The organism is Yersinia sp. 2542 StPb PI (assembly GCF_048593855.1).
In the GTDB taxonomy this organism is placed as follows: Bacteria; Pseudomonadota; Gammaproteobacteria; order Enterobacterales; family Enterobacteriaceae; genus Yersinia; species Yersinia enterocolitica_E.
On sequence record NZ_JAZGQA010000019.1, the window covers coordinates 1 to 19,654 of the forward strand.

The following is a 19,654-nucleotide window of genomic DNA, read 5'->3' on the forward strand; positions in this document are numbered from 1 at the left end:
TTAATTCTCTGATTTTTAAGGAAAGTGATTATGGCAACGCCACATATTAATGCTGAAATGGGTGATTTCGCTGATGTTGTATTGATGCCAGGGGATCCACTGCGTGCGAAATTTATCGCCGAAACCTTCCTGCAAGACGTGCGCGAAGTGAACAATGTGCGTGGCATGTTGGGCTTCACCGGTACTTATAAAGGCCGCAAAATCTCGGTAATGGGCCACGGTATGGGTATCCCGTCCTGCTCCATTTACGCCAAAGAACTGATCACTGATTTTGGCGTGAAAAAAATCATTCGTGTCGGTTCATGTGGTGCGGTTCGCGCTGATGTGAAACTGCGTGATGTGGTGATCGGCATGGGGGCTTGTACCGACTCCAAAGTAAACCGTATGCGCTTTAAAGATCACGACTATGCAGCGATTGCTGACTTTGAAATGACCCGCAATGCAGTGGATGCGGCAAAAGCGAAAGGTATCGACGTCCGTGTAGGTAACATCTTCTCTGCTGACCTGTTCTACACGCCAGACCCGCAAATGTTTGATGTGATGGAAAAATACGGCATTCTGGGCGTGGAAATGGAAGCGGCCGGTATCTACGGCGTTGCCGCGGAGTTCGGTGCTAAAGCCCTGACCATCTGTACTGTTTCTGACCATATCCGTACCGGTGAGCAAACCACCGCTGCGGAGCGCCAGACCACCTTCAATGACATGATTGAAATTGCATTAGAATCGGTGTTGTTGGGCGATCAGAAGTAATCCCGTCTCTGCTTCCCTCTATTCAGCGGCAGCGATTTCTGCCGCTGAATCTATTCATAAAATCTGCCAGAAAAAATAGGTTTCTTTACACATCAGATAATTAGCGCTATAAATCTATTCATCATTCTATTCACGAATCTATTCATATGCTCTCTCTGGAAACGTTATTACGCCAAAAACCGGCGACCGCGAGCTATCTGGCGCAAGCTATGGCAATCAGTCAACCCACGGTTTCCCGGCAATTAAGCAGGTTAAAAGAGAGGGTGCTGAAAATAGGTAAAGGCAAAGCAACACAATATGCCTTGCGGCGGTACATTGCTGGAGATAGTGCCGCAGAGCATGCATTTCCGCTATATCGTATCGATGAGCAGGGTCATGTAACCCATTTCGTGATACTCTATCCTATCCATCCGGCTGAAATGTGCTGTGTACATCAACTGGCATCTGATACATGGCAGCTATTTGATAGCTTGCCGTGGTATTTGACTGATATGCGGCCGCAGGGGTTTCTCGGGCAGATTTGGGGGAAGTCAGTTGCAGGTAAGTTACAGCTCACCGATGACGTTCGTTTGTGGAATGAAGACCATATCTTATTAGCTCTGTCACGTCAGGCCGATGATATGAATGGCAATATATTGATTGGACAACAAAGTTATCAACATTGGTTAGCAGCACCTGATGCGATACCTATCGATCCGGTAGATAAGTTATCTCGTTATGCAGAACTTTCTCAAATGGCTCTGGCGGGTGAAATGGTCGGTTCTTCTGCGGGCGGCGAACAACCGAAATTTACTTGTTATGCAGGGAATCTGGAGCGGCCTTCGTCATATGTTATTGTCAAATTTTCTGCCTCTTCACAAAACGCCAATAGTCGGCGCTGGGGTGACCTACTGATATCTGAGTCGCTTGCACTTAGCACCTTGAATAATGGGGGTTATAAAGCGGCCACAAGTCAGGTTTTACAGGGTGTTGGTAGGCAAATATTCCTTGAGGTAGAGCGATTTGATCGCTGCGGGCAGCGTGGTCGTTTAGGGATAGTTTCTTTAGAGGCGGTTAATGCCGAATTTGTTGGCAACCCAGTCGCCAGTTGGCCACAAGTTTGCCAACAATTAGTCGATAAAGGATTACTGGCCGCGCCGGCATTAGAACAGGTTAACGTTATCTGGGCATTTGGCAAATTAATCGCCAATACCGATATGCACCAAGGTAACCTTTCCTTTCTGCATCCTGAGAACACACCACTATCATTAGCGCCAGTTTACGATATGCTGCCAATGGCATTTGCCCCGACGAGTACGGGGAATATGCGCCACAACGTGCCGGAAATCTCTTTATCTGCTGATATCAGCAAGCTGCACTGGCAACGCGCACAGCAACTGGCAAATATATTCTGGCAACAGGTGATAGATCACTCGAACATCAGTAATGAATTCAAACTTATTGCCCGACAGATGCAGGGACAACTGCTTTCTCTCACCACGCTAATTGAGCGCATGGCATAACATCTATCCGCAGTATTATTTATCGCCCGTCTTTTTATCTGCATCTGCCTGACTGGCAGCTGTCTCTGGTGTTTCATCCTCATCTTCTTTGACCGGCGTATTGGCGGTGAGCAGATAAGGTGATTGCTGCCAACGGCTGCGGCGACCTTGCAGCAGAGTGCGAGCCAGAATGATCCCCACCGCCAGCGCGACGAGAATCATCAAGCGCAGCAAATTGGTGGTATTATCCACTTGCTTGGATTCCGTCGCCAGCACATGGGTGTCCAGCGTCATACGCAGAAAGCCGCTTGGCCCGCTTTTCCCGGGGATCAGCTCGACAATCTGGTGGTTGAAATAGCTACCGGGGCGTTTACCATCCAAAGCCAGTCGATCACGTACTTTTACGTTCTCTCCGGCGCTGGCGACCAGCGTTCCGTCAATTTGATATACACTGGCATCCAATACGCGGCTTGATTGCGTCAGTTGCTGGAGAATTTCGTCAACTTTTTGGCTGTCGATATCATCATCCCCACTGTCCATGATGGGGGCGAGGCTGAAAGTGACTTGTTTTGCCAGTGTTTTCGCCAGCTCTTCAACTTGTTCCGAACGAGCGAGTTGATGACTGAGGCTGAAATAGGATGCACCTTGCATCAGCAAGACTAATAATGCCAGGCAAATCAGCACAATAGCCGTACGGTGCAGTCGGAATTTTAGTTTGGCCTTAGCCATGCAGGTTCCTTGCAAGAATCGGTGACTTTATGTTGCCAGAAGCAAGGGCGATAGGATAGCTTGATGCGTCCTTTTGTCTGGTCTTTACCCCGTTTTCTACAGGAGTCATTCATGTCTAATAGTCTGACCTATTGCGATCTCCCCGCGGAGATCTATCAATGGCCAGGTCTGCCACTTTCGCTCAGTGGTGATGAGGTCATGCCGCTGGATTATCGTGCCGGTCATACAGGTTGGCTACTGTACGGTAGAAAGCTGGATAAACAGCGTATTACGGGTTTTCAGGGCCAATTGGGTGCCGCCATGGTGATTGTCTCCGCCTGGTGTGTGGAGGATTATCAGGTCATCCGTTTGGCCGGCAGTTTAACCCCACGGATTAAAACGTTAGCGGATGAAAACGGTCTTGATGTCGCCCCTCTGGGGGCTATCCCGCATTTGCGTACCCCGGGCCTGCTGGTGATGGATATGGATTCAACTGCCATCCAAATCGAATGTATTGATGAGATTGCCAAGCTCGCCGGTGTTGGCGAAGAAGTGGCTGCCGTCACCGAACGCGCCATGCAAGGTGAATTGGACTTCGCCGCCAGCCTGCGCCAGCGGGTTGCCACCCTGAAAGGGGCGGATGCCAATATCTTAAAACAGGTACGTGACCAACTGCCATTGATGCCGGGGCTGACCAGCCTGGTCCGTAAGCTTCAGGCATTAGATTGGCATGTGGCGATCGCCTCCGGTGGTTTTACTTATTACGCTGAATATCTGCGCGACAAACTGCGTCTGGTCGATGTGGCAGCCAATGAACTTGAAATCAAAGACGGCAAGCTGACCGGCAAAGTGTTAGGGCCGATTGTCGATGCACAATATAAAGCCGATACCCTGCTCAAGTTGGCGGAAAAACTCAATATCCCTATTGCTCAAACAGTGGCTATCGGCGATGGCGCCAATGACCTGAAAATGATGCAAGCCGCCGGTTTAGGGCTGGCTTTCCATGCAAAGCCGAAGGTGTATGCCAAAGCGAAAGTGGCGATCCGTCACGGTGATTTGCTGAGTGTTCTTTGCATTTTGACCGGCAGTCTGAAGCATGAAGAACGATGAAATAGGCTGTTTTATTTGCCATTTTTGAGCTTGTGCAGTGCTCACAAAACGCATGCATTTTGAACACCCTTAAGGGCGGCCCGTAGGGGGAGCGTAGCGAATAAAATCCTCATGTCGCCATGGTTTACAACGTCATGGTGTACGCTGCGGTTTCTGCGCGCTGTCTGCACTCAAACTGCCTGCAACAATTACGCCTATTAGGTAATTTGGGGTTCAGGCAGGTGTGAGCTAATTAAATTGAGGTGAACCGTGGCTAAAGCGCCAAAACGAGCATTTGTCTGTAATGAGTGTGGTGCCGATTATCCTCGTTGGCAGGGGCAGTGCAGTGCCTGTAATGCCTGGAATACCATTACCGAAATCAGGCTGGCGGCGGCAACCTCGTCGTCGTCGCGCAATGAGCGTTTTGGTGGCTATGCCGGTGATGCAGGCGTCAGCCGGGTACAGAAGCTGTCAGATATCAGTCTGGACGAACTACCGCGCTTTTCAACGGGCTTTCTGGAGTTTGATCGGGTGCTGGGTGGTGGTGTAGTGCCGGGCAGTGCCATTCTGATTGGTGGTAACCCCGGCGCGGGGAAAAGTACCTTACTGTTGCAAACGCTGTGCAAGCTGTCTGAAAACATGAAAACCCTGTATGTCACCGGCGAAGAGTCGTTGCAGCAGGTGGCGATGCGTGCGCATCGTTTGGGGTTGCCTACTGCGGGCCTCAATATGCTGTCGGAAACCAGTATCGAGCAAATTTGCTTGATTGCTGAGCAAGAGCAGCCGCGCTTGATGGTGATCGACTCCATTCAGGTGATGCATATGGCGGATATTCAGTCGTCGCCGGGCAGCGTGGCCCAAGTGCGCGAAACGGCCGCCTACCTGACCCGTTTTGCCAAAACCCGGGGTGTCGCCATTATCATGGTGGGCCATGTGACGAAAGATGGTTCACTGGCCGGGCCGAAAGTGCTGGAGCACTGTATTGACTGCTCTGTGATGCTTGATGGTGACGGTGATACTCGTTTCCGTACGCTGCGTAGCCACAAAAACCGCTTTGGTGCGGTTAATGAGTTAGGCGTATTTGCCATGACCGAACAGGGCTTGCGTGAAGTTAGCAACCCGTCGGCGATTTTCCTCAGCCGTGGGGATGAAGTCACTGCTGGTAGCTCGGTGATGGTGGTATGGGAAGGGACTCGCCCGCTGCTGGTAGAGATTCAGGCACTGGTCGATCACTCAATGATGTCCAACCCACGTCGGGTGGCGGTCGGTCTGGAACAGAACCGGCTGGCAATCTTGCTGGCGGTATTGCATCGCCATGGCGGATTACAGATGTCGGACCAAGATGTGTTCGTCAATGTGGTGGGTGGTGTGAAAGTGACAGAAACCAGTGCTGATCTGGCATTGCTGATGTCACTAGTATCCAGCTTGCGTGACCGCCCGCTGCCACAGGATTTAGTGGTGTTTGGTGAGGTAGGGCTAGCCGGTGAAATTCGCCCAGTACCCAGTGGTCAAGAGCGTATCTCTGAGGCGGCCAAACACGGTTTTAAACGCGCTATCGTGCCGTATGCCAATATGCCGAAGAAGCCCCTGCCCAATATGCAGGTGTTCGGTGTGAAGAAATTGGCTGATGCGTTGGCGGTGTTAGAGGATTTATAACCGCTAATTTAGTCGTGTTCATCTTGCAGCATACTGTGTTATTTTTGTTTAGCGCACTAAACAAGGAGGCGGTATGCTGCAATTCGACTATCTCAAAACAGCAATTAAGCAAAAGGGTTGCACCTTACAGCAAGTGGCCGAATGCAACGGCATGACCAAAGGTTATTTAAGCCAGCTACTCAACGACAAAATCAAAAGCCCCAGTGCGCAAAAGCTTGAAGCTCTGCACCGTTTCCTCGGGCTGGAGTTTCCCCGCCGTGAGAAAAAAGTCGGCGTGGTGTTTGGTAAATTTTACCCGCTGCATACCGGCCATATCTATTTAATCCAGCGCGCCTGTAGCCAGGTTGACGAGTTGCACATCATTCTTTGTTTCGATGAGCCACGCGATCGTGAGCTGTTTGAGAACAGTTCGATGTCACAGCAACCGACGGTCAGTGACCGTTTGCGCTGGTTGTTACAAACCTTTAAATATCAGAAAAATATCCATATTCATTCGTTTGATGAGCACGGTATCGAGCCGTACCCCCATGGCTGGGATGTGTGGAGCCATGGCGTAAAAAGCTTTATGAATGAAAAAGGCATTGTTCCGAATTTTATTTATTCCAGCGAAAGCCAGGATGCGCCGCATTACAACGAGCAATTTGGCATCGAAACCATCCTGATTGATCCACAGCGCTCATTTATGAATATCAGTGGTCGCCAGATCCGCCGTGACCCTTTCCGTTACTGGGACTATATTCCGACTGAAGTGAAGCCATTTTTTGTCCGTACTGTGGCGATACTGGGCGGTGAATCCAGTGGGAAATCCACTTTGGTCAATAAGTTAGCCAATATCTTCAATACTACCAGTGCGTGGGAATATGGCCGGGATTATGTCTTCTCCCATCTTGGCGGCGATGAGATGGCGTTGCAATATTCTGATTACGACAAAATCGCGCTGGGGCAGGCACAGTATGTGGATTTTGCGGTGAAATACGCCAACAAAGTGGCATTTATCGATACTGACTTTGTTACCACGCAGGCCTTTTGCAAAAAGTATGAAGGCAAAGAGCACCCCTTCGTGCAGGCGCTGATTGATGAATACCGTTTTGATCTGGTTATTTTGTTGGAAAATAATACGCCGTGGGTTGCCGATGGTTTGCGCAGCCTGGGGAGCGATCGTGACCGCAAATCCTTCCAGAACTTACTGGAGCAGATGTTGTGCAGTAACAATATCGAATATGTTCACGTCGAATCGGCAGACTATGATGAACGCTTTCTGCGCTGCGTCGAACTGGTGCAGCAGTTACTGGCCGCGGACCTGCAACGCCTTGCCCGCCCTTCATTATTGAGTGATGTACAACAATAGGGTTGATGAAAATTTGATATCTGAGGGCGTGATTGTTGCAGTCAGTTTGCATGCGGACAGCGCACAGAAACCGGAGCGTATACCATGACCTTATAAATCATGGCTACGTGAGGATTTTATTCGCTACGCTCCCCCTACGGGCCGCCCTTAAGGGCGTTCAAAATGTATGCATTTTGTGAGCACTGCCCAAATGTAAAATGGCAAATAAAATAGCCCTTTTAATAATATATTTAGTAAGCAATAACCACTTTACCCTGCATATGCCCGCCTGCAACTTGCGCGTGGGCGGCATGCAGGTTTTCCACTGTTAGGCCGTGCAGTGTTTCACTTAAGGTGCCTGGCAGTTTGCCCTCATCCACCAACTGGCTTACCTGTTTTAAAATTTGCCCTTGTTGGGCGATATCCGGGGTAGAGAACATACTGCGGGTGAACATAAATTCCCAATGCAGGGCGGCACTTTTTAGTTTTAACTGATTCTGATCCAACGGTTTTTCATTCTCAACGATGGTACAGATTTGCCCCAATGGTGCGATGAGCTCACTGATTGCGGGCCAGTGGCCGTCGGTGTCATTCAGGCAAAGAATATAATCAACTTTATCAATACCTTCTTCTGCCAGCTCAGCTTTCAGATGGTGATAATCAACGGTTAAGTCCGCTCCACGTTCACGACACCAGGCGGCTGATGCTGGCCGTGATGCTGTTGCTATCACTTTTAGCGGGCTACGTAATGCCGCCAGAGGAATAGCTAATGAGCCAACCCCGCCCGCTCCCCCGATGATCAATAAACTTTGTCCGGCACTGGCGTGCTGAATTTTTAGATGTTCAAACAGCGCTTCCCACGCAGTTATTGCGGTTAATGGCAATGCAGCGGCCTGCGCCCAGTTGAATGAGCGGGGTTTGTGGGCCACGATGCGAGCATCAACCAACTGTTGGTTAGCATTGCTACCGGGGCGGGTGATATCGCCGGCATACCACACTTCATCACCTGCACGGAACTCGGTGACGTTCGCACCGACGCTGATGACCACTCCAGCGGCATCCCAACCCAGAATTCGCGGCTGTTGCAGGCCATTCTTCTTCAGGCCAGCATGTACTTTGGTATCAACCGGATTGATGGATGCGGCTTTAACCTCAACCAGCAAATCAAACGGACCGGGAGTGAGTGAGTCCAGAGCGACTTCAATAAAATCGGTGGGTTGTTGCGGGTTCACGGCAATGGCTTTAACTGACATGGTAATACTCCTGTTTAGCGTATGGATTGAGTCTAGACCTTCTTGGTGGTGGTGATAAGATGGACAATCACTAACGCAGTGTTCGTCTAAGATAAACAATCATGTTTAAACAACTTCAGGATATGGCGCTGTTTGCACGAGTCGCGGAGTGTGGCAGCTTTACCCGCGCCGCTGAAATGGCGGGTTTGCCGAAATCCAGTGTCAGCCAGCGCATCAGTCAATTAGAACAAAACTTAGGTATCCGTTTACTCAATCGAACCACCCGTCAGCTGAACCTGACCTTTGCCGGTGAGCGCTATCTGGTGCATTGTCAGGAGATGCTACAAGCCGCAGAGCGCGCTGATCTGGCGCTGCAACGCCTGAAGGATAACCCCAGTGGCCGCTTGCGCATCTCAACTCCGGCAGGGCTGGGCGCGACTTTACTGGCGCGGTTGGCAACAGATTTCCAGCGGCAATACCCGGATGTGCTGTTGGAGGTGTTAGTCTCGGACACCATGGTAGACTTGGTTGAAGAAGGCTTCGATGTGGCATTGCGCACCGGTAAGCCACAGGACTCGTCACTGATTGGCCGCCGATTGGGCTATGCGCCACGCTATCTGTTGGCGTCACCCACCTATCTGGCACAGCATCCGCCACTCACTCATCCAAGGCAACTGGATACTCACCGCTGCATTGCCCACCGTGCCTGGCAGGCGCTGATTTTACGCCGTGAAGATGAGTTTTACCGCTGGCAGGTACCTGCGCTACATGTCACTGATAATCTACTGTATGCCCGTGAATGTGCCCTGGCAGGTGGTGGTATCACCCTATTACCGGCATTTTTAAGCCGTGAAGTGGTGGCAAACCGTCAATTAGTGGAAGTGTTACCACAATGGCAGGCTGAAGGTAATGAGCTGTATCTGGTGTATCCGAGTCGTAAGTTGAACTCACCGGCGCTGAGCTGTTTTATTGATGTGGTGATAGGTCATCCGGTGTTTGAAGACTATGTGCAGGGACTGGCAACGTCCTGAAAGATGTGGAGCCAGGCTCCACATCGGGCGAGCTATGCCAAATAGAACACTTCTCGTAGTGCCTGGCTTACCGGGCTGTTATCAGGGTTGGCTGGCATCACATCGGCCATATGTTGCCACCAGCGCTGGCAAATGGCGGTTTGGGCCACGGCATTCCAGCGCTCTTCTGATTCAATTTCGACAAAACCAAATAGCAAATTGCGCGTGTCATCGAGAAAAATTGAATAGTGGTGAGCGCCATGGGCTTTCAGTACCGCTTCCAGTTCTGGCCAGATGGGTGAGTGCCGCCGCTGATATTCTGCATGGGCATCAGGGTTAACCTGCATTACAAAGGCTTTGCGTATCATGATATTACTCCGATCAAAGTGCCTGTAAGTACAGTGCGCGGACTTGATCTCTGTCCGCAGTACGTGGGTTACAAGGAGCACAAGGATCCGCCAGCGCTTTATCTAACCAGCCTTCGATATCACTTTCCTGAATACCTAATGCTGAAAATCCGGCAGGAATGCCAACACGTTGTGACAACTGCCGAATGGCGCTTATCGCTTGATGGCTGGCTTGCTCATCAGTCAACTGCTGAGTATTTACCCCCATGGCTTGTGCTATGCGGGCAAAACGGCTGACTGCCTGTGGGCGGTTATACTCTTCAATGATTGGCAGTAAAATAGCATTGCACACCCCGTGTGGAAGGTTATGGGTAGCACCTGGTTGATGGGCCAGTGCATGCACTAAACCTAGCCCGGCGCTGTTAAATGCCATCCCCGCCAGATACTGGCCGCACGCCATCATTTCACGTGCGTGCAGATTCTTACCGTCATCGACTGCCAGAGGCAGCCATTGGCTGATCAGGCGAATAGATTCAAGCGCTGAATGGTCGGTTAGGGTGTGTGCGCCCAGCGATACATACGCTTCGATAGCGTGGGTGAGGGCATCCATTCCGGTCGCAGCAGTCACACTGGCGGGAATATTCAACATGACAGCGGGATCATCGACGGCGATATCAGGAATAATATTGGTGTCGATAATGACTTCTTTTACTTGCCGCTGGCTATCAATAATCACTGCATTACTGGTCAGTTCTGCGGCTGTTCCGGCGGTGGTATTGATGGCGACCAGAGGGACGCCGCTCTGTTTTACTTTGCCGACACCGGAATACGCCGTGGATGGCCCCGGATTGGCGGTCAAAATTTTAACGGCTTTGGCTGTATCGATTGGGCTACCGCCACCAAAAGCTATCAGATAGTCACACTGATGCTGCCTGAAAGCAGTGAATCCTGCCTGTACTAACGTTTCGGTAGGGTTAGGAAATACCTCGCCAAACAAGGCATAAGGTAGCTGATGCTGCTGCATCGCAGCGAACAGACCGTCGAGTAGGCCGAGCTCGACCAATTGCCCATCAGTGACAATCAGGGCTTTGCCCCACTGTTTGTCACCGAGTAATTTAACCATATCCTCGATTGCACCTGTGCCGTGCAAGCTGATTTTTGGTAGTGCCAACATAAAGCTCATGCTGTGCTCCTCAAAGAAAGCAGACCAGATAATGACCAGCCCCGGCCTGAACCGGAGCGTTGGTCGAAGGGGTTAAACGTCCAGTGCAGCGGCTAATGGGGTCACGTCAAAACGAGCTGCGAGTGCTATCAGTTGTTCACGAGAAATGGTTTGCTGTTTGCCACCCATCGACAGGACTTTCACCATGATTTCGGCGGATTTCTCGGCGGTATCAATCAGACCAAAGGCATCATCCAGTGTTGGCCCACTGCCGAAAATACCGTGGAATGGCCACAGCACTAGGCTGTGTTCACGCATCTGCCCGGCGGTTTGGCTACCAATACCGTCGGTTCCCGGCACCATCCATGGCACGATGCCGATACCGTCGGGGAACACCACCAGGCACTCGGTGCTGCCCTCCCATAACAATCGAGTGAAGCTGGCATTTTCCAGTTTTTGTACATAACTCAGAGCAATCAGATTGGTGGCATGGCAATGCATGATCACTCGGTTGCTGCCAGCACTGACTTGCATGCGAACAATATGAGATTGGAAGTGCGCGGCAAGCTCTGAGGTTGGCAGCCCCCCTTGGGGCAGGCCCCAGTGAATGTGATAAGCCATACCATCATTGCTGACTTGCAGTAGTACCAGATTGTCTTCTGGGTTTAACTCAACATTGCGGAAAAATTTGCCAGAACCGGTGACTAAGAACCAACTGTTCGCCAGTTCGGGGGCGGGTTGAGTGAGTTCTACGTTACGTGGTTGCGCTGCGAAATTACCACGATAGGGTTCAACCTCTTCAGCCAGTAAGCGCAGGCTGATATTGCCACCGTTACGTTCATCCCACCCTTTGCGCCACATATCGCTGGTGGCTTTAATCATTCCCTGAATAAACCAGGAAGATTGAATAGCTTGCATAATCATGAGTCCTTAACGTTGGCTGAGAGTCTGTTGTTCGTAATCACGTACTGCATTGAGCCAGCGGGCATCGACTGGCACATCGTTGCGCTGACAATACCCTTCCCAGATGGCTTGCCATGGCAGGGATTTCTGTTCTTCCAGCAGCGCCAGGCGTGCGGTGTAGTCACCGCGCAGTTCCAATTGGCGTAGCATCTCGGTCGGTTCCAATAAGGCGCGCAGCAAGGCTTTCTTCATGTTGCGAGTGCCAATGACCCAGGCGGCGATACGGTTGATGGAGGCATCAAAGAAGTCGAGACCGATATGTACCCTGTCGAACAGGTCGTGGCGGATAATTTCGCTGGCGATAGCCTGTGTTTCATCATCGAGCAAGACCACATGGTCGCTGTCCCAACGCACCGGGCGGCTGACATGCAGTAGCAGGCGCGGAACATACAACATGGCGCTAGAGATCTTGTCGGAAATCACTTCAGTCGGGTGGAAGTGACCGGCGTCCAGACACAGTGCGGTCTGGCGGCTGGCGGCATATCCCATGTAAAACTCGTTAGAGCCGACGGTGTAGCTTTCAGCCCCAATACCAAACAATTTGCTTTCGACGGCATCAATGTGATGGTTTGGGTTTAACTTTTCACTGATAACCTCATCCAGTGCTGATAGCAGCCGTTGGCGGGGTGCCAAACGGTCGATGGGGGTATCCTTCATGCCATCGGGGATCCAGATATTCATCACCGATGGTGTCCCTAGTTGCTCACCAAAATAGGCAGAGACCCGGCGGCTGGCCTGACAATGTTCAATCCAGAATTGGCGAATTTCAGGGTTGGCATGAGACAGGGTAAAACCATCGGCACTCAGTGGATGAGAGAAGCAGGATGGGTTGAAGTCCAATCCCAGATGATGTTTTTTAGCCCACTCAACCCAGCGGCTAAAGTGGCGTGGCTCAATTTTATTACGAGCCACGGGGGTATCCGATTCGAGATAAATAGCATGTAAATTTAGTCGTTTAGGGCCGGGAATCAATGTTAGGGCCAGCTCGAGGTCAGAACGTAACTCAGCAGCATTACGCGCTTTACCGGGGTAGTTACCGGTGGCCTGAATCCCGCCGGTCAGTACGCCATCCGGGTTTTCAAAACCGGTGACGTCATCACCTTGCCAGCAATGCATGGAGACCGGCAGGGTATCGAGGCGGGCAAGTGCGGCATCAACATCCACGCCGACGGCGGCAAATCGCTGTTTAGCCAGGCTCCAGGCCTGTTCAATAGAGTTCGTCATATGCAAAGTTCCTTAGGTAATTGACTCAGTGACTGGAATTGCGGCCAATGGGCTGCAAAGTCAGTGTTGTCGTGAGGGGATAAAGGGTGGAGTGGGAAGTTATTCGCCACGATACGGCGGTAGTGAGCAACATCGCTCATCTCTCCCAGTGCAATTAATTGGCTGCCAATATTGCCCAGTGTCGAGGCCTCAACCGGCCCCATGGTGACATTCAGGCCACAGGCATCAGCACAGAGCTGATTAAGGAATTGGTTTTGGCAGCCGCCACCGACGATATGCAAATGACTGATTGGACGCCCGCGTAACTCTGCCAGTTCTTGGGCAACTTGCCGGTACAACATGGCGAGGCTATCAAAGATACAACGAGCCAGTTGGGCTGCGGTGGTGGGGATTGGCATGCCATATTCGCGGCAGGCGTTCTGAATTTCGCCGCACATATTGGCTGGATTGATAAAGCGGCTGTCATTGGGGTTAATCAGCGAGCGGCAAGCTGGTTGGCGTGCCGCCTGTTCGATCAACTGCGGCAGGTCTTTAATCTGCAACTCATCAGTGGCCCGTTGCAGTAACCACAAACCCATAATATTTTTCAGTACCCGATAGCGGCCTTCAGCGCCACCTTCATTGGTGATATTGCTGGCCAGCGCCTGCCCATGGGTTATGGGGGTGAGGCTTTCAAACCCCATCAATGACCAGGTACCGGAGCTAAGATAGGCAGCATCCGCATCAATCAATGGTGCGGCAAGTACCGCGCTGGCAGTATCGTGGCTGGCAACGGCAATGACCGGCACCTGCTGGCCGCTGGCGCCTGGCCAATAGCCGATGGTATTGCCGGGTTTAGTGGGTTTGGCAAACCAATGGGCCGGTACGCCGGCATAGGCTAATAGATCGCTATCCCAATCATTGGTTTCAATATTAAGTAACTGGGTGGTAGTGGCATTGGTGTATTCCCAGTTAAGCTGGCCAGTAAGACGATAGTGCAAATAGTCCGGGATCAGTAACAGATGGGCGACATCGGCCAACAAATACGGTTGCTGTTCGCTTAATGCCCGTAATTGATACAAGGTATTGAACGGTAAAAATTGAATACCGGTACGGCGATAAATGGCACTGCTTCCCAGCGTTTGTTGCGCTTGCTCCATCACACCCTGCGTACGACTGTCGCGGTAGGAGACTGGCTGTCCGACTCGTTTCCCTTGCTTATCAAGTAAAACAAAATCAACACCCCAGCTATCAATGCCAATGCTGTCGAGCTGAATCCCTTCGCTATCGAGCTGATTCAGGCCCTGACGGATTGATTGTTCAATAGCATCAATATCCCAGACATCGGTACCATCAATGGATTTAATCTGATTAGCAAAGCGGCAAACTTCTCGCAGCTCAAGTTGCTGTTGGCTGGGATGATAACTCGCCAGCATCACGCGCCCGCTGGATGCGCCAAGGTCAATGGCGACTATGTGCCGTGGGCTGATAGATGGTGTCACTGCTGATTGTGTGGGCATGATTAGTGGCCTGTCATTTCTCAATGCCCACAGTGTAGAAACTTGCCTTACCTACCACCTTCTCATCACTGCCAGCCCCTATGGCTTGCTGGCAAAATGACGAAAGTGAAAGTGAAACAGCTCACAGTTTCGTATTTAAACAGGACATCGCTCGCCTGTGACCCTGCGCATACTTTTCAACATTGCTGCACTTATCTAAAAAAAATCACCGCCAAAGTCGCTTTTAACGTCAAAAATTGAAGGTTTCATTACCGCTGCTGCTTTTACTATCGAGAGCTGAAGCAGGGCGATTTCGCCATGCCTGTTGAAAGAGGGCAAAAGATGACTGTCTTGCACAGTATTGATTTTTTCTCTTCAAGTTCCGCATCGGTTGCAATTGAAGTCCGGGCGCCACAACCAGTATTTCCAGAGCATCATCATGATTTTTATGAAATTATTATTGTTGAGCAGGGGGCCGGGGTCCATGTGTTTAATGGCAACCCCTACACCTTAAGCGGAGGGTGTGTTTGTTTTGTCCGTGACCATGATAGTCACCTGTTTGAGTCAACCGACGGTTTGTTCCTCACCAACGTCTTATTCCGTGCGCCCGATGCTTTTCGTTTCTTGTCTGGCGTAGAACATTTTCTGCCACGTGAAACGGAAGGGGTTTACCCCTCTCATTGGCGGATTAATGGACAGGTTTTACAGCAAGTAAAACACTTGATTCGCTGCCTTGAGCACTCGCCTCACAGTGAGCAAGCTGAAGATATTGCACTACATGAAAGTGTGTTTATGCAGTTGTTGGTACAACTGTGGCAAGGGTGTCGGGCGCAGGTGGGTGAGGATCAGGAAGGGCGGTTATGCCAATTATTAGACTGGCTACAGAACCACTACAGTGAGGTAATTGAGTGGCCGGAACTGGCTGATCGCTTTGCTTTACCATTACGCACCCTCCATCGGCAGTTAAAAAACCAGACCGGCATGACCCCACAACGTTATCTGACGCGTTTGCGTTTGCTACAGGCGCGTCATCAATTGTGTTACAGCGACAATAGCGTTACCGAGATTGCCTACCAATGTGGTTTCGGTGACAGCAATCATTTTTCAACGCTGTTTAAGCGGGAGTTTTCTCAGTCTCCCCGTGATTTGCGCAGTCAACTGTAGTGCAACCCGTGGAGGCGTGAATAGCATCACGGTAAAAATCGGTAGTTTCATGATAATGAGCTGCTTATTAATTGACCTGTAAATATAGGGCGATAAACATGCGGATACCACTGCGGTTAGAAAGCCGGGATTATTTGCCATCGGAGCAGATGCCGGTGGCGGTAACCAACCGATACCCGCAGGAAGTCTTCGCAGAGCATACCCATCAATTCTGCGAGATTGTGATTGTCTGGCGGGGTAACGGGTTACATGTCCTAAATGACCATCCTTACCGCATTACCTGTGGCGACGTTTTTTATATTCAAGCCACAGATCATCATAGCTACGAATCCGTGCATGACTTGGTATTAGATAACATTATTTATTGCCCGGAACGGTTACACCTAAATGCACAGTGGCATAAGTTATTACCTCTATTTGGGCATGAGCAGAATCAAGGATACTGGCGGTTAACCACGCAGGGCATGGCACAGGCTCGGCCGATTATTCATCAGTTGGCACAGGAGTCACGTAAGACAGATTCCTGGTCGATACAACTGACGGAGGCGCTATTATTGCAACTCGCCATCGTACTAAAACGCCATCGCTACCGAGCTGAACAGGCACATCTATTGCCCGATGGTGAACAGCTAGATCTCGTGATGTCTGCCGTACAACAAAGCCTGGCAACGCATTTTGATATGGCGGAGTTCTGCCATAAAAATCAGTTAGTTGAACGTTCACTTAAACAACTGTTTCGCCAACAGACCGGAATGAGTATCAGCCATTATTTACGCCAAATTCGCCTTTGTCATGCCAAATGTTTGCTGCGGGGAAGTGAGCATCGCATCAGTGATATTGCTGCGCGTTGCGGGTTTGAGGACAGTAATTATTTCTCTGCCGTTTTTACGCGTGAAGCTGGCATGACACCACGCGACTATCGCCAGCGTTTTGTTCGAGCACCGTTATTCGCGGGTAAGAATAGGCGGGAAGCAGAACAGCCGCAGGGTACGACCATCATTTAGCAATGCCAATTGGCGAGGACGTTGCTTAACGTCACCCGCCAATACCATTTTATCTTTAGTTTTGCGATTATGCTGCCATACCCAAACCGACTATATTTGCTGCCAGAATGATCACCAGACAACCAATACACAGCACCGTCACTGGTTTCTTGCTAGAGCATTTCCACTCTTTGAGTAACAGACCCACAATACCACCACACAACACATAGAAACTCATGTGCAGCATCCAGCTCATATAGTCATACTGTGGTGGGATTTTGGCGTGACCCCAGGCATAGAAGAAGAATTGCAGATACCACATCAATCCCCCCAAGGCTGAGAACAAAATATTAGTGATCAACAGCGGTTTGGCGATAGAAAAATCGGCTTTGACCGACAAATTCTTGAGGCTGGCTAAACGAATAAAACAGTAACTCAGGTTGATGATGGCCCCACCGCCCATGATGATGACGTAACTTGGCAACGCCACATACAGAGGGTTAATCCCTAATGCGCTGGCGGCTTCATGCATCGGTTTCGCGGCATCCATGGCAAATGACATACCGGCTGAGAAAATACCGCACATCACCGCCAGAATAAGCCCTTTCTTCAGGTTGAACTCTTCCGCCTGAATGCCCATGGCGCGTTCTTTCAGTAATCCAGCGTAACTGACAATAGCTACCCCGATCAGTGCCACGACGACGCCCAGCAGGGTCATTTGGCCGCCAGCAGTGCCGAGCAGTACATCAAAGCGCCCTTGCAGTATGGGGGTCATTAATGTGCCGATAATCAGGGTGATACCGATGGCAATCCCAATCCCCATCGACATGCCGAGGTAACGCATGGTCAGGCCGTAGTTGATATTACCAATCCCCCACATGGCACCGAACAGAAATACTGGCAGTAGGGTTGCTATACTGAAGGAGCCGTAATATTGCCAAAAATCAGGCAATAACAAATAGCTGACCGTCCAGGGTAGGATAAGCCATGACACCAGGCCACCAATCGACCACATGGTCTCCCATGACCACTTTTTAACTTGCTTAAACGGCGCGTAGAAACACGCCGCACTGGCAGCGCCCACCAGATGCCAAATTATCCCCAATATAATCGCATTGTTCATCTTATTATCCTTCGTTGTGATGGTGCGGGTAGGCGCAGAACCAGAAGGGCGCATAAACCGCTGATGACGAAGGAGTCTAAATAGTGTGCAGTCTTGTCACCTTCGGCTGACTGCCTTAGGACAAGGAATACTGGCAAAATTCAGTGGGTAAGAATGATAACGATCACAGAATGGAATTCTGGTGGTTGGCAGCTTGTTGGGGGGAGAGAGTCGCTGGAGTATTCGGCTCATTTGATGAGCCGAATAGCGGCTTTAATCGGCTCACGTGATGAGCCGATGTCATATTACTTGGTCATCTTCTTATACTTGATACGGTGTGGTTCCAGTGCTTCGGCACCCAGAGTGCGTTTCTTCCACTCTTCGTATTCAGTAAAGTTACCTTCGAAGAACGCCACTTTGCCCTCATCCTGATAGTCGATGATATGGGTAGCAATTCGGTCAAGGAACCAACGGTCATGGGAAATAACCATCGCGCAACCCGGGAATTCCAGTAAGGCGTTTTCCAGTGCGCGCAGCGTTTCGATATCCAGATCGTTAGTCGGTTCATCGAGCAGCAACATGTTACCGCCAACCTGTAGCAGTTTGGCCAAATGGATACGGCCGCGCTCACCACCGGACAGCTCACCCACACGCTTGCCCTGATCAATCCCTTTAAAGTTAAAGCGGCCTACATAAGCACGGCTTGGAATTTCAAAGTTACCGATCTTCATGATGTCCTGACCGCCGGAGACTTCTTCCCATACGGTTTTGCTGTCATCCATGTTGTCACGGAACTGATCAACCGATGCCAATTGCACGGTATCGCCCAGTGAAATCGTGCCGGAATCAGGTTGTTCCTGCCCAGATAACATGCGGAACAGGGTTGATTTACCGGCCCCGTTTGGCCCGATGATCCCCACTATCGCCCCTTTCGGCAGCGCAAAGGTCAGATCATCAATCAGCAGACGGTCACCGTAAGACTTGCTCAGGTGCTCAACTTCCAGCACTTTGTCGCCCAACCGTGGACCCGGCGGAATGAACAATTCACTGGTTTCATTACGTTTTTGATACTCAACGCTGTTAAGTTCTTCAAAGCGGGCCAGACGTGCTTTACCTTTCGCCTGACGGCCTTTTGGATTCTGGCGAACCCATTCCAGCTCTTTCTCAATAGACTTGCGACGTGCGGCTTCGGAAGAGGCTTCCAGTGCCAGACGAGCATCTTTCTGCTCCAGCCATGAGGAGTAATTGCCTTCCCACGGAATACCTTCGCCACGATCCAGTTCCAGAATCCAACCCGCCACATTATCAAGGAAGTAACGGTCATGGGTAATGGCGACAACAGTGCCCTCATAGTCGTGCAAGAAGCGCTCCAGCCAAGCCACGGATTCGGCATCCAAGTGGTTAGTTGGTTCATCCAGCAACAACATATCGGGTTTTTCCAGCAGCAGGCGGCAAATTGCCACGCGACGACGTTCACCACCGGACAGATTGGCAATTTTGGCCTCCCACGGTGGCAGGCGCAGAGCATCGGCAGCACGCTCTAACTGGTTATCCAGGTTATGGCCATCATGAGACTGGATAATCGCTTCCAGCTCGCCTTGTTCCTTCGCCAGCTTATCAAAATCAGCATCAGGATCAGCGTACAGTGCATAAACCTCATCCAGACGGGTCAGCGCGCGTTTAACGTCACCCACCGCCTCTTCAACCGACTCACGCACGGTTTGCTCAAGATTTAGCTTAGGTTCCTGCGGCAGGTAACCAATTTTGATACCAGGCTGCGGGCGGGCTTCGCCTTCAATATCAGTGTCAATGCCAGCCATGATACGCAGTAGGGTAGATTTACCCGAGCCGTTAAGGCCCAGCACACCAATTTTGGCCCCAGGGAAGAAACTCAAGGAGATGTTTTTCAGAATATGTCGTTTCGGCGGAACTACTTTGCCGACGCGATGCATGGAATAGACGTATTGAGCCACGTTGC

Annotated in this window: 18 protein-coding genes; 9 read left to right on the forward strand and 9 right to left on the reverse strand. The window is 50.7% G+C overall.

Going from position 1 to position 19,654, the window contains the following annotated elements; genetic code table 11:
• Nucleotides 1-30 precede the first annotated feature (30 nt).
• Entirely contained in the window at nt 31-750 is a 720-nt protein-coding gene (deoD, locus tag V1952_RS04400) for a purine-nucleoside phosphorylase (protein WP_372557947.1), read from the forward strand.
• 128 nt (nt 751-878) lie between these two features.
• Nucleotides 879-2,252: a type II toxin-antitoxin system HipA family toxin YjjJ gene (gene yjjJ / locus V1952_RS04405; RefSeq protein WP_420074375.1), complete on the forward strand. Its 1,374-nt coding sequence runs from the start codon at nt 879-881 to the stop codon at nt 2,250-2,252.
• 15 nt (nt 2,253-2,267) lie between these two features.
• Here yjjJ and V1952_RS04410 read toward each other — a convergent pair whose 3' ends face one another.
• On the reverse strand, nt 2,268-2,960 hold the full coding sequence (locus V1952_RS04410) for a YtjB family periplasmic protein (protein ID WP_372557949.1): 693 nt from the start codon (nt 2,958-2,960) through the stop codon (nt 2,268-2,270).
• Between the two features lie 111 nt (nt 2,961-3,071).
• Here V1952_RS04410 and serB point away from each other — a divergent pair, with 111 nt between their 5' ends.
• The 3 genes from serB (at nt 3,072) to nadR (ending at nt 7,032) form a co-directional block, all read left to right on the forward strand.
• A complete protein-coding gene (gene serB, locus V1952_RS04415; protein ID WP_083160679.1) occupies nt 3,072-4,049 on the forward strand; it encodes a phosphoserine phosphatase in 978 nt (325 codons plus the stop codon).
• Between the two features lie 249 nt (nt 4,050-4,298).
• Nucleotides 4,299-5,684: a DNA repair protein RadA gene (gene radA, locus V1952_RS04420; RefSeq protein ID WP_004701929.1), complete on the forward strand. Its 1,386-nt coding sequence runs from the start codon at nt 4,299-4,301 to the stop codon at nt 5,682-5,684.
• A 73-nt stretch (nt 5,685-5,757) separates the two neighbouring features.
• Nucleotides 5,758-7,032 (forward strand): multifunctional transcriptional regulator/nicotinamide-nucleotide adenylyltransferase/ribosylnicotinamide kinase NadR, encoded by a 1,275-nt coding sequence (gene nadR / locus V1952_RS04425; RefSeq protein WP_372557951.1) that lies wholly within the window; start codon nt 5,758-5,760, stop codon nt 7,030-7,032.
• A gap of 230 nt (nt 7,033-7,262) precedes the next feature.
• On the opposite strand, the gene V1952_RS04430 is transcribed toward nadR, so the two are convergent.
• The gene (locus V1952_RS04430; RefSeq protein WP_372557952.1) at nt 7,263-8,264 is read right to left on the reverse strand and encodes a zinc-binding alcohol dehydrogenase family protein; all 1,002 of its coding nucleotides are present in this window, start codon (nt 8,262-8,264) and stop codon (nt 7,263-7,265) included.
• 101 nt (nt 8,265-8,365) lie between these two features.
• Here V1952_RS04430 and V1952_RS04435 point away from each other — a divergent pair, with 101 nt between their 5' ends.
• Nucleotides 8,366-9,274, forward strand: coding sequence for a LysR family transcriptional regulator (locus V1952_RS04435; RefSeq protein WP_372557953.1), 909 nt, complete (start codon nt 8,366-8,368; stop codon nt 9,272-9,274).
• A 32-nt stretch (nt 9,275-9,306) separates the two neighbouring features.
• On the opposite strand, the gene rhaM is transcribed toward V1952_RS04435, so the two are convergent.
• The 5 genes from rhaM to rhaB form a co-directional block, all read right to left on the reverse strand.
• Nucleotides 9,307-9,621 carry an L-rhamnose mutarotase gene (gene rhaM / locus V1952_RS04440; protein ID WP_083160673.1) on the reverse strand — a complete coding sequence of 105 codons (315 nt, stop codon included), beginning with the start codon at nt 9,619-9,621 and terminating at the stop codon, nt 9,307-9,309.
• A gap of 13 nt (nt 9,622-9,634) precedes the next feature.
• Nucleotides 9,635-10,783 (reverse strand): lactaldehyde reductase, encoded by a 1,149-nt coding sequence (gene fucO / locus V1952_RS04445; protein ID WP_372557954.1) that lies wholly within the window; start codon nt 10,781-10,783, stop codon nt 9,635-9,637.
• 72 nt (nt 10,784-10,855) lie between these two features.
• Entirely contained in the window at nt 10,856-11,680 is an 825-nt protein-coding gene (rhaD, locus tag V1952_RS04450; protein WP_420074359.1) for a rhamnulose-1-phosphate aldolase, read from the reverse strand.
• Between the two features lie 12 nt (nt 11,681-11,692).
• Nucleotides 11,693-12,949 (reverse strand): L-rhamnose isomerase, encoded by a 1,257-nt coding sequence (locus tag V1952_RS04455; RefSeq protein ID WP_420070885.1) that lies wholly within the window; start codon nt 12,947-12,949, stop codon nt 11,693-11,695.
• Nucleotides 12,946-14,403, reverse strand: a complete 1,458-nt coding sequence (gene rhaB / locus V1952_RS04460; protein ID WP_420070900.1) for a rhamnulokinase — start codon at nt 14,401-14,403, stop codon at nt 12,946-12,948. Before rhaB ends, V1952_RS04455 begins: the two co-directional genes overlap by 4 nt.
• On the opposite strand from rhaB, the gene V1952_RS04465 reads away from it, so the two are divergent.
• The 3 genes from V1952_RS04465 to rhaR all read left to right on the forward strand — a co-directional run bounded on the left by V1952_RS04465 (nt 14,393) and on the right by rhaR (nt 16,595).
• Complete coding sequence (locus tag V1952_RS04465; RefSeq protein ID WP_372557957.1) at nt 14,393-14,548, forward strand: phosphoribosylaminoimidazole synthetase; 156 nt, start codon at nt 14,393-14,395, stop codon at nt 14,546-14,548. The genes rhaB and V1952_RS04465 overlap by 11 nt on opposite strands.
• Nucleotides 14,549-14,769: 221 nt before the next feature.
• Nucleotides 14,770-15,591 carry an HTH-type transcriptional activator RhaS gene (gene rhaS / locus V1952_RS04470; protein WP_420074376.1) on the forward strand — a complete coding sequence of 274 codons (822 nt, stop codon included), beginning with the start codon at nt 14,770-14,772 and terminating at the stop codon, nt 15,589-15,591.
• A gap of 98 nt (nt 15,592-15,689) precedes the next feature.
• Complete coding sequence (gene rhaR / locus V1952_RS04475; protein WP_083160663.1) at nt 15,690-16,595, forward strand: HTH-type transcriptional activator RhaR; 906 nt, start codon at nt 15,690-15,692, stop codon at nt 16,593-16,595.
• A 67-nt stretch (nt 16,596-16,662) separates the two neighbouring features.
• On the opposite strand, the gene rhaT is transcribed toward rhaR, so the two are convergent.
• Both rhaT and ettA read right to left on the reverse strand, forming a co-directional pair.
• Complete coding sequence (gene rhaT / locus V1952_RS04480; protein ID WP_372557958.1) at nt 16,663-17,697, reverse strand: L-rhamnose/proton symporter RhaT; 1,035 nt, start codon at nt 17,695-17,697, stop codon at nt 16,663-16,665.
• Nucleotides 17,698-17,981: 284 nt separating this feature from the next.
• Nucleotides 17,982-19,649 carry an energy-dependent translational throttle protein EttA gene (gene ettA / locus V1952_RS04485; RefSeq protein WP_083160659.1) on the reverse strand — a complete coding sequence of 556 codons (1,668 nt, stop codon included), beginning with the start codon at nt 19,647-19,649 and terminating at the stop codon, nt 17,982-17,984.
• Nucleotides 19,650-19,654: the final 5 nt, after the last annotated feature.

Coding starts and splice junctions, on each gene's coding strand:
- deoD (WP_372557947.1), top strand. CDS start 31: ATGGCAACGCCACATATTAATGCTGAAATGGGTGATTTCGCTGATGTT.
- V1952_RS04410 (WP_372557949.1), bottom strand. CDS start 2,960: ATGGCTAAGGCCAAACTAAAATTCCGACTGCACCGTACGGCTATTGTG.
- serB (WP_083160679.1), top strand. CDS start 3,072: ATGTCTAATAGTCTGACCTATTGCGATCTCCCCGCGGAGATCTATCAA.
- nadR (WP_372557951.1), top strand. CDS start 5,758: ATGCTGCAATTCGACTATCTCAAAACAGCAATTAAGCAAAAGGGTTGC.
- V1952_RS04430 (WP_372557952.1), bottom strand. CDS start 8,264: ATGTCAGTTAAAGCCATTGCCGTGAACCCGCAACAACCCACCGATTTT.
- V1952_RS04435 (WP_372557953.1), top strand. CDS start 8,366: ATGTTTAAACAACTTCAGGATATGGCGCTGTTTGCACGAGTCGCGGAG.
- rhaM (WP_083160673.1), bottom strand. CDS start 9,621: ATGATACGCAAAGCCTTTGTAATGCAGGTTAACCCTGATGCCCATGCA.
- fucO (WP_372557954.1), bottom strand. CDS start 10,783: ATGAGCTTTATGTTGGCACTACCAAAAATCAGCTTGCACGGCACAGGT.
- rhaD (WP_420074359.1), bottom strand. CDS start 11,680: ATGCAAGCTATTCAATCTTCCTGGTTTATTCAGGGAATGATTAAAGCC.
- V1952_RS04455 (WP_420070885.1), bottom strand. CDS start 12,949: ATGACGAACTCTATTGAACAGGCCTGGAGCCTGGCTAAACAGCGATTT.
- V1952_RS04465 (WP_372557957.1), top strand. CDS start 14,393: ATGGCGACTATGTGCCGTGGGCTGATAGATGGTGTCACTGCTGATTGT.
- rhaS (WP_420074376.1), top strand. CDS start 14,770: ATGACTGTCTTGCACAGTATTGATTTTTTCTCTTCAAGTTCCGCATCG.
- rhaR (WP_083160663.1), top strand. CDS start 15,690: ATGCGGATACCACTGCGGTTAGAAAGCCGGGATTATTTGCCATCGGAG.
- rhaT (WP_372557958.1), bottom strand. CDS start 17,697: ATGAACAATGCGATTATATTGGGGATAATTTGGCATCTGGTGGGCGCT.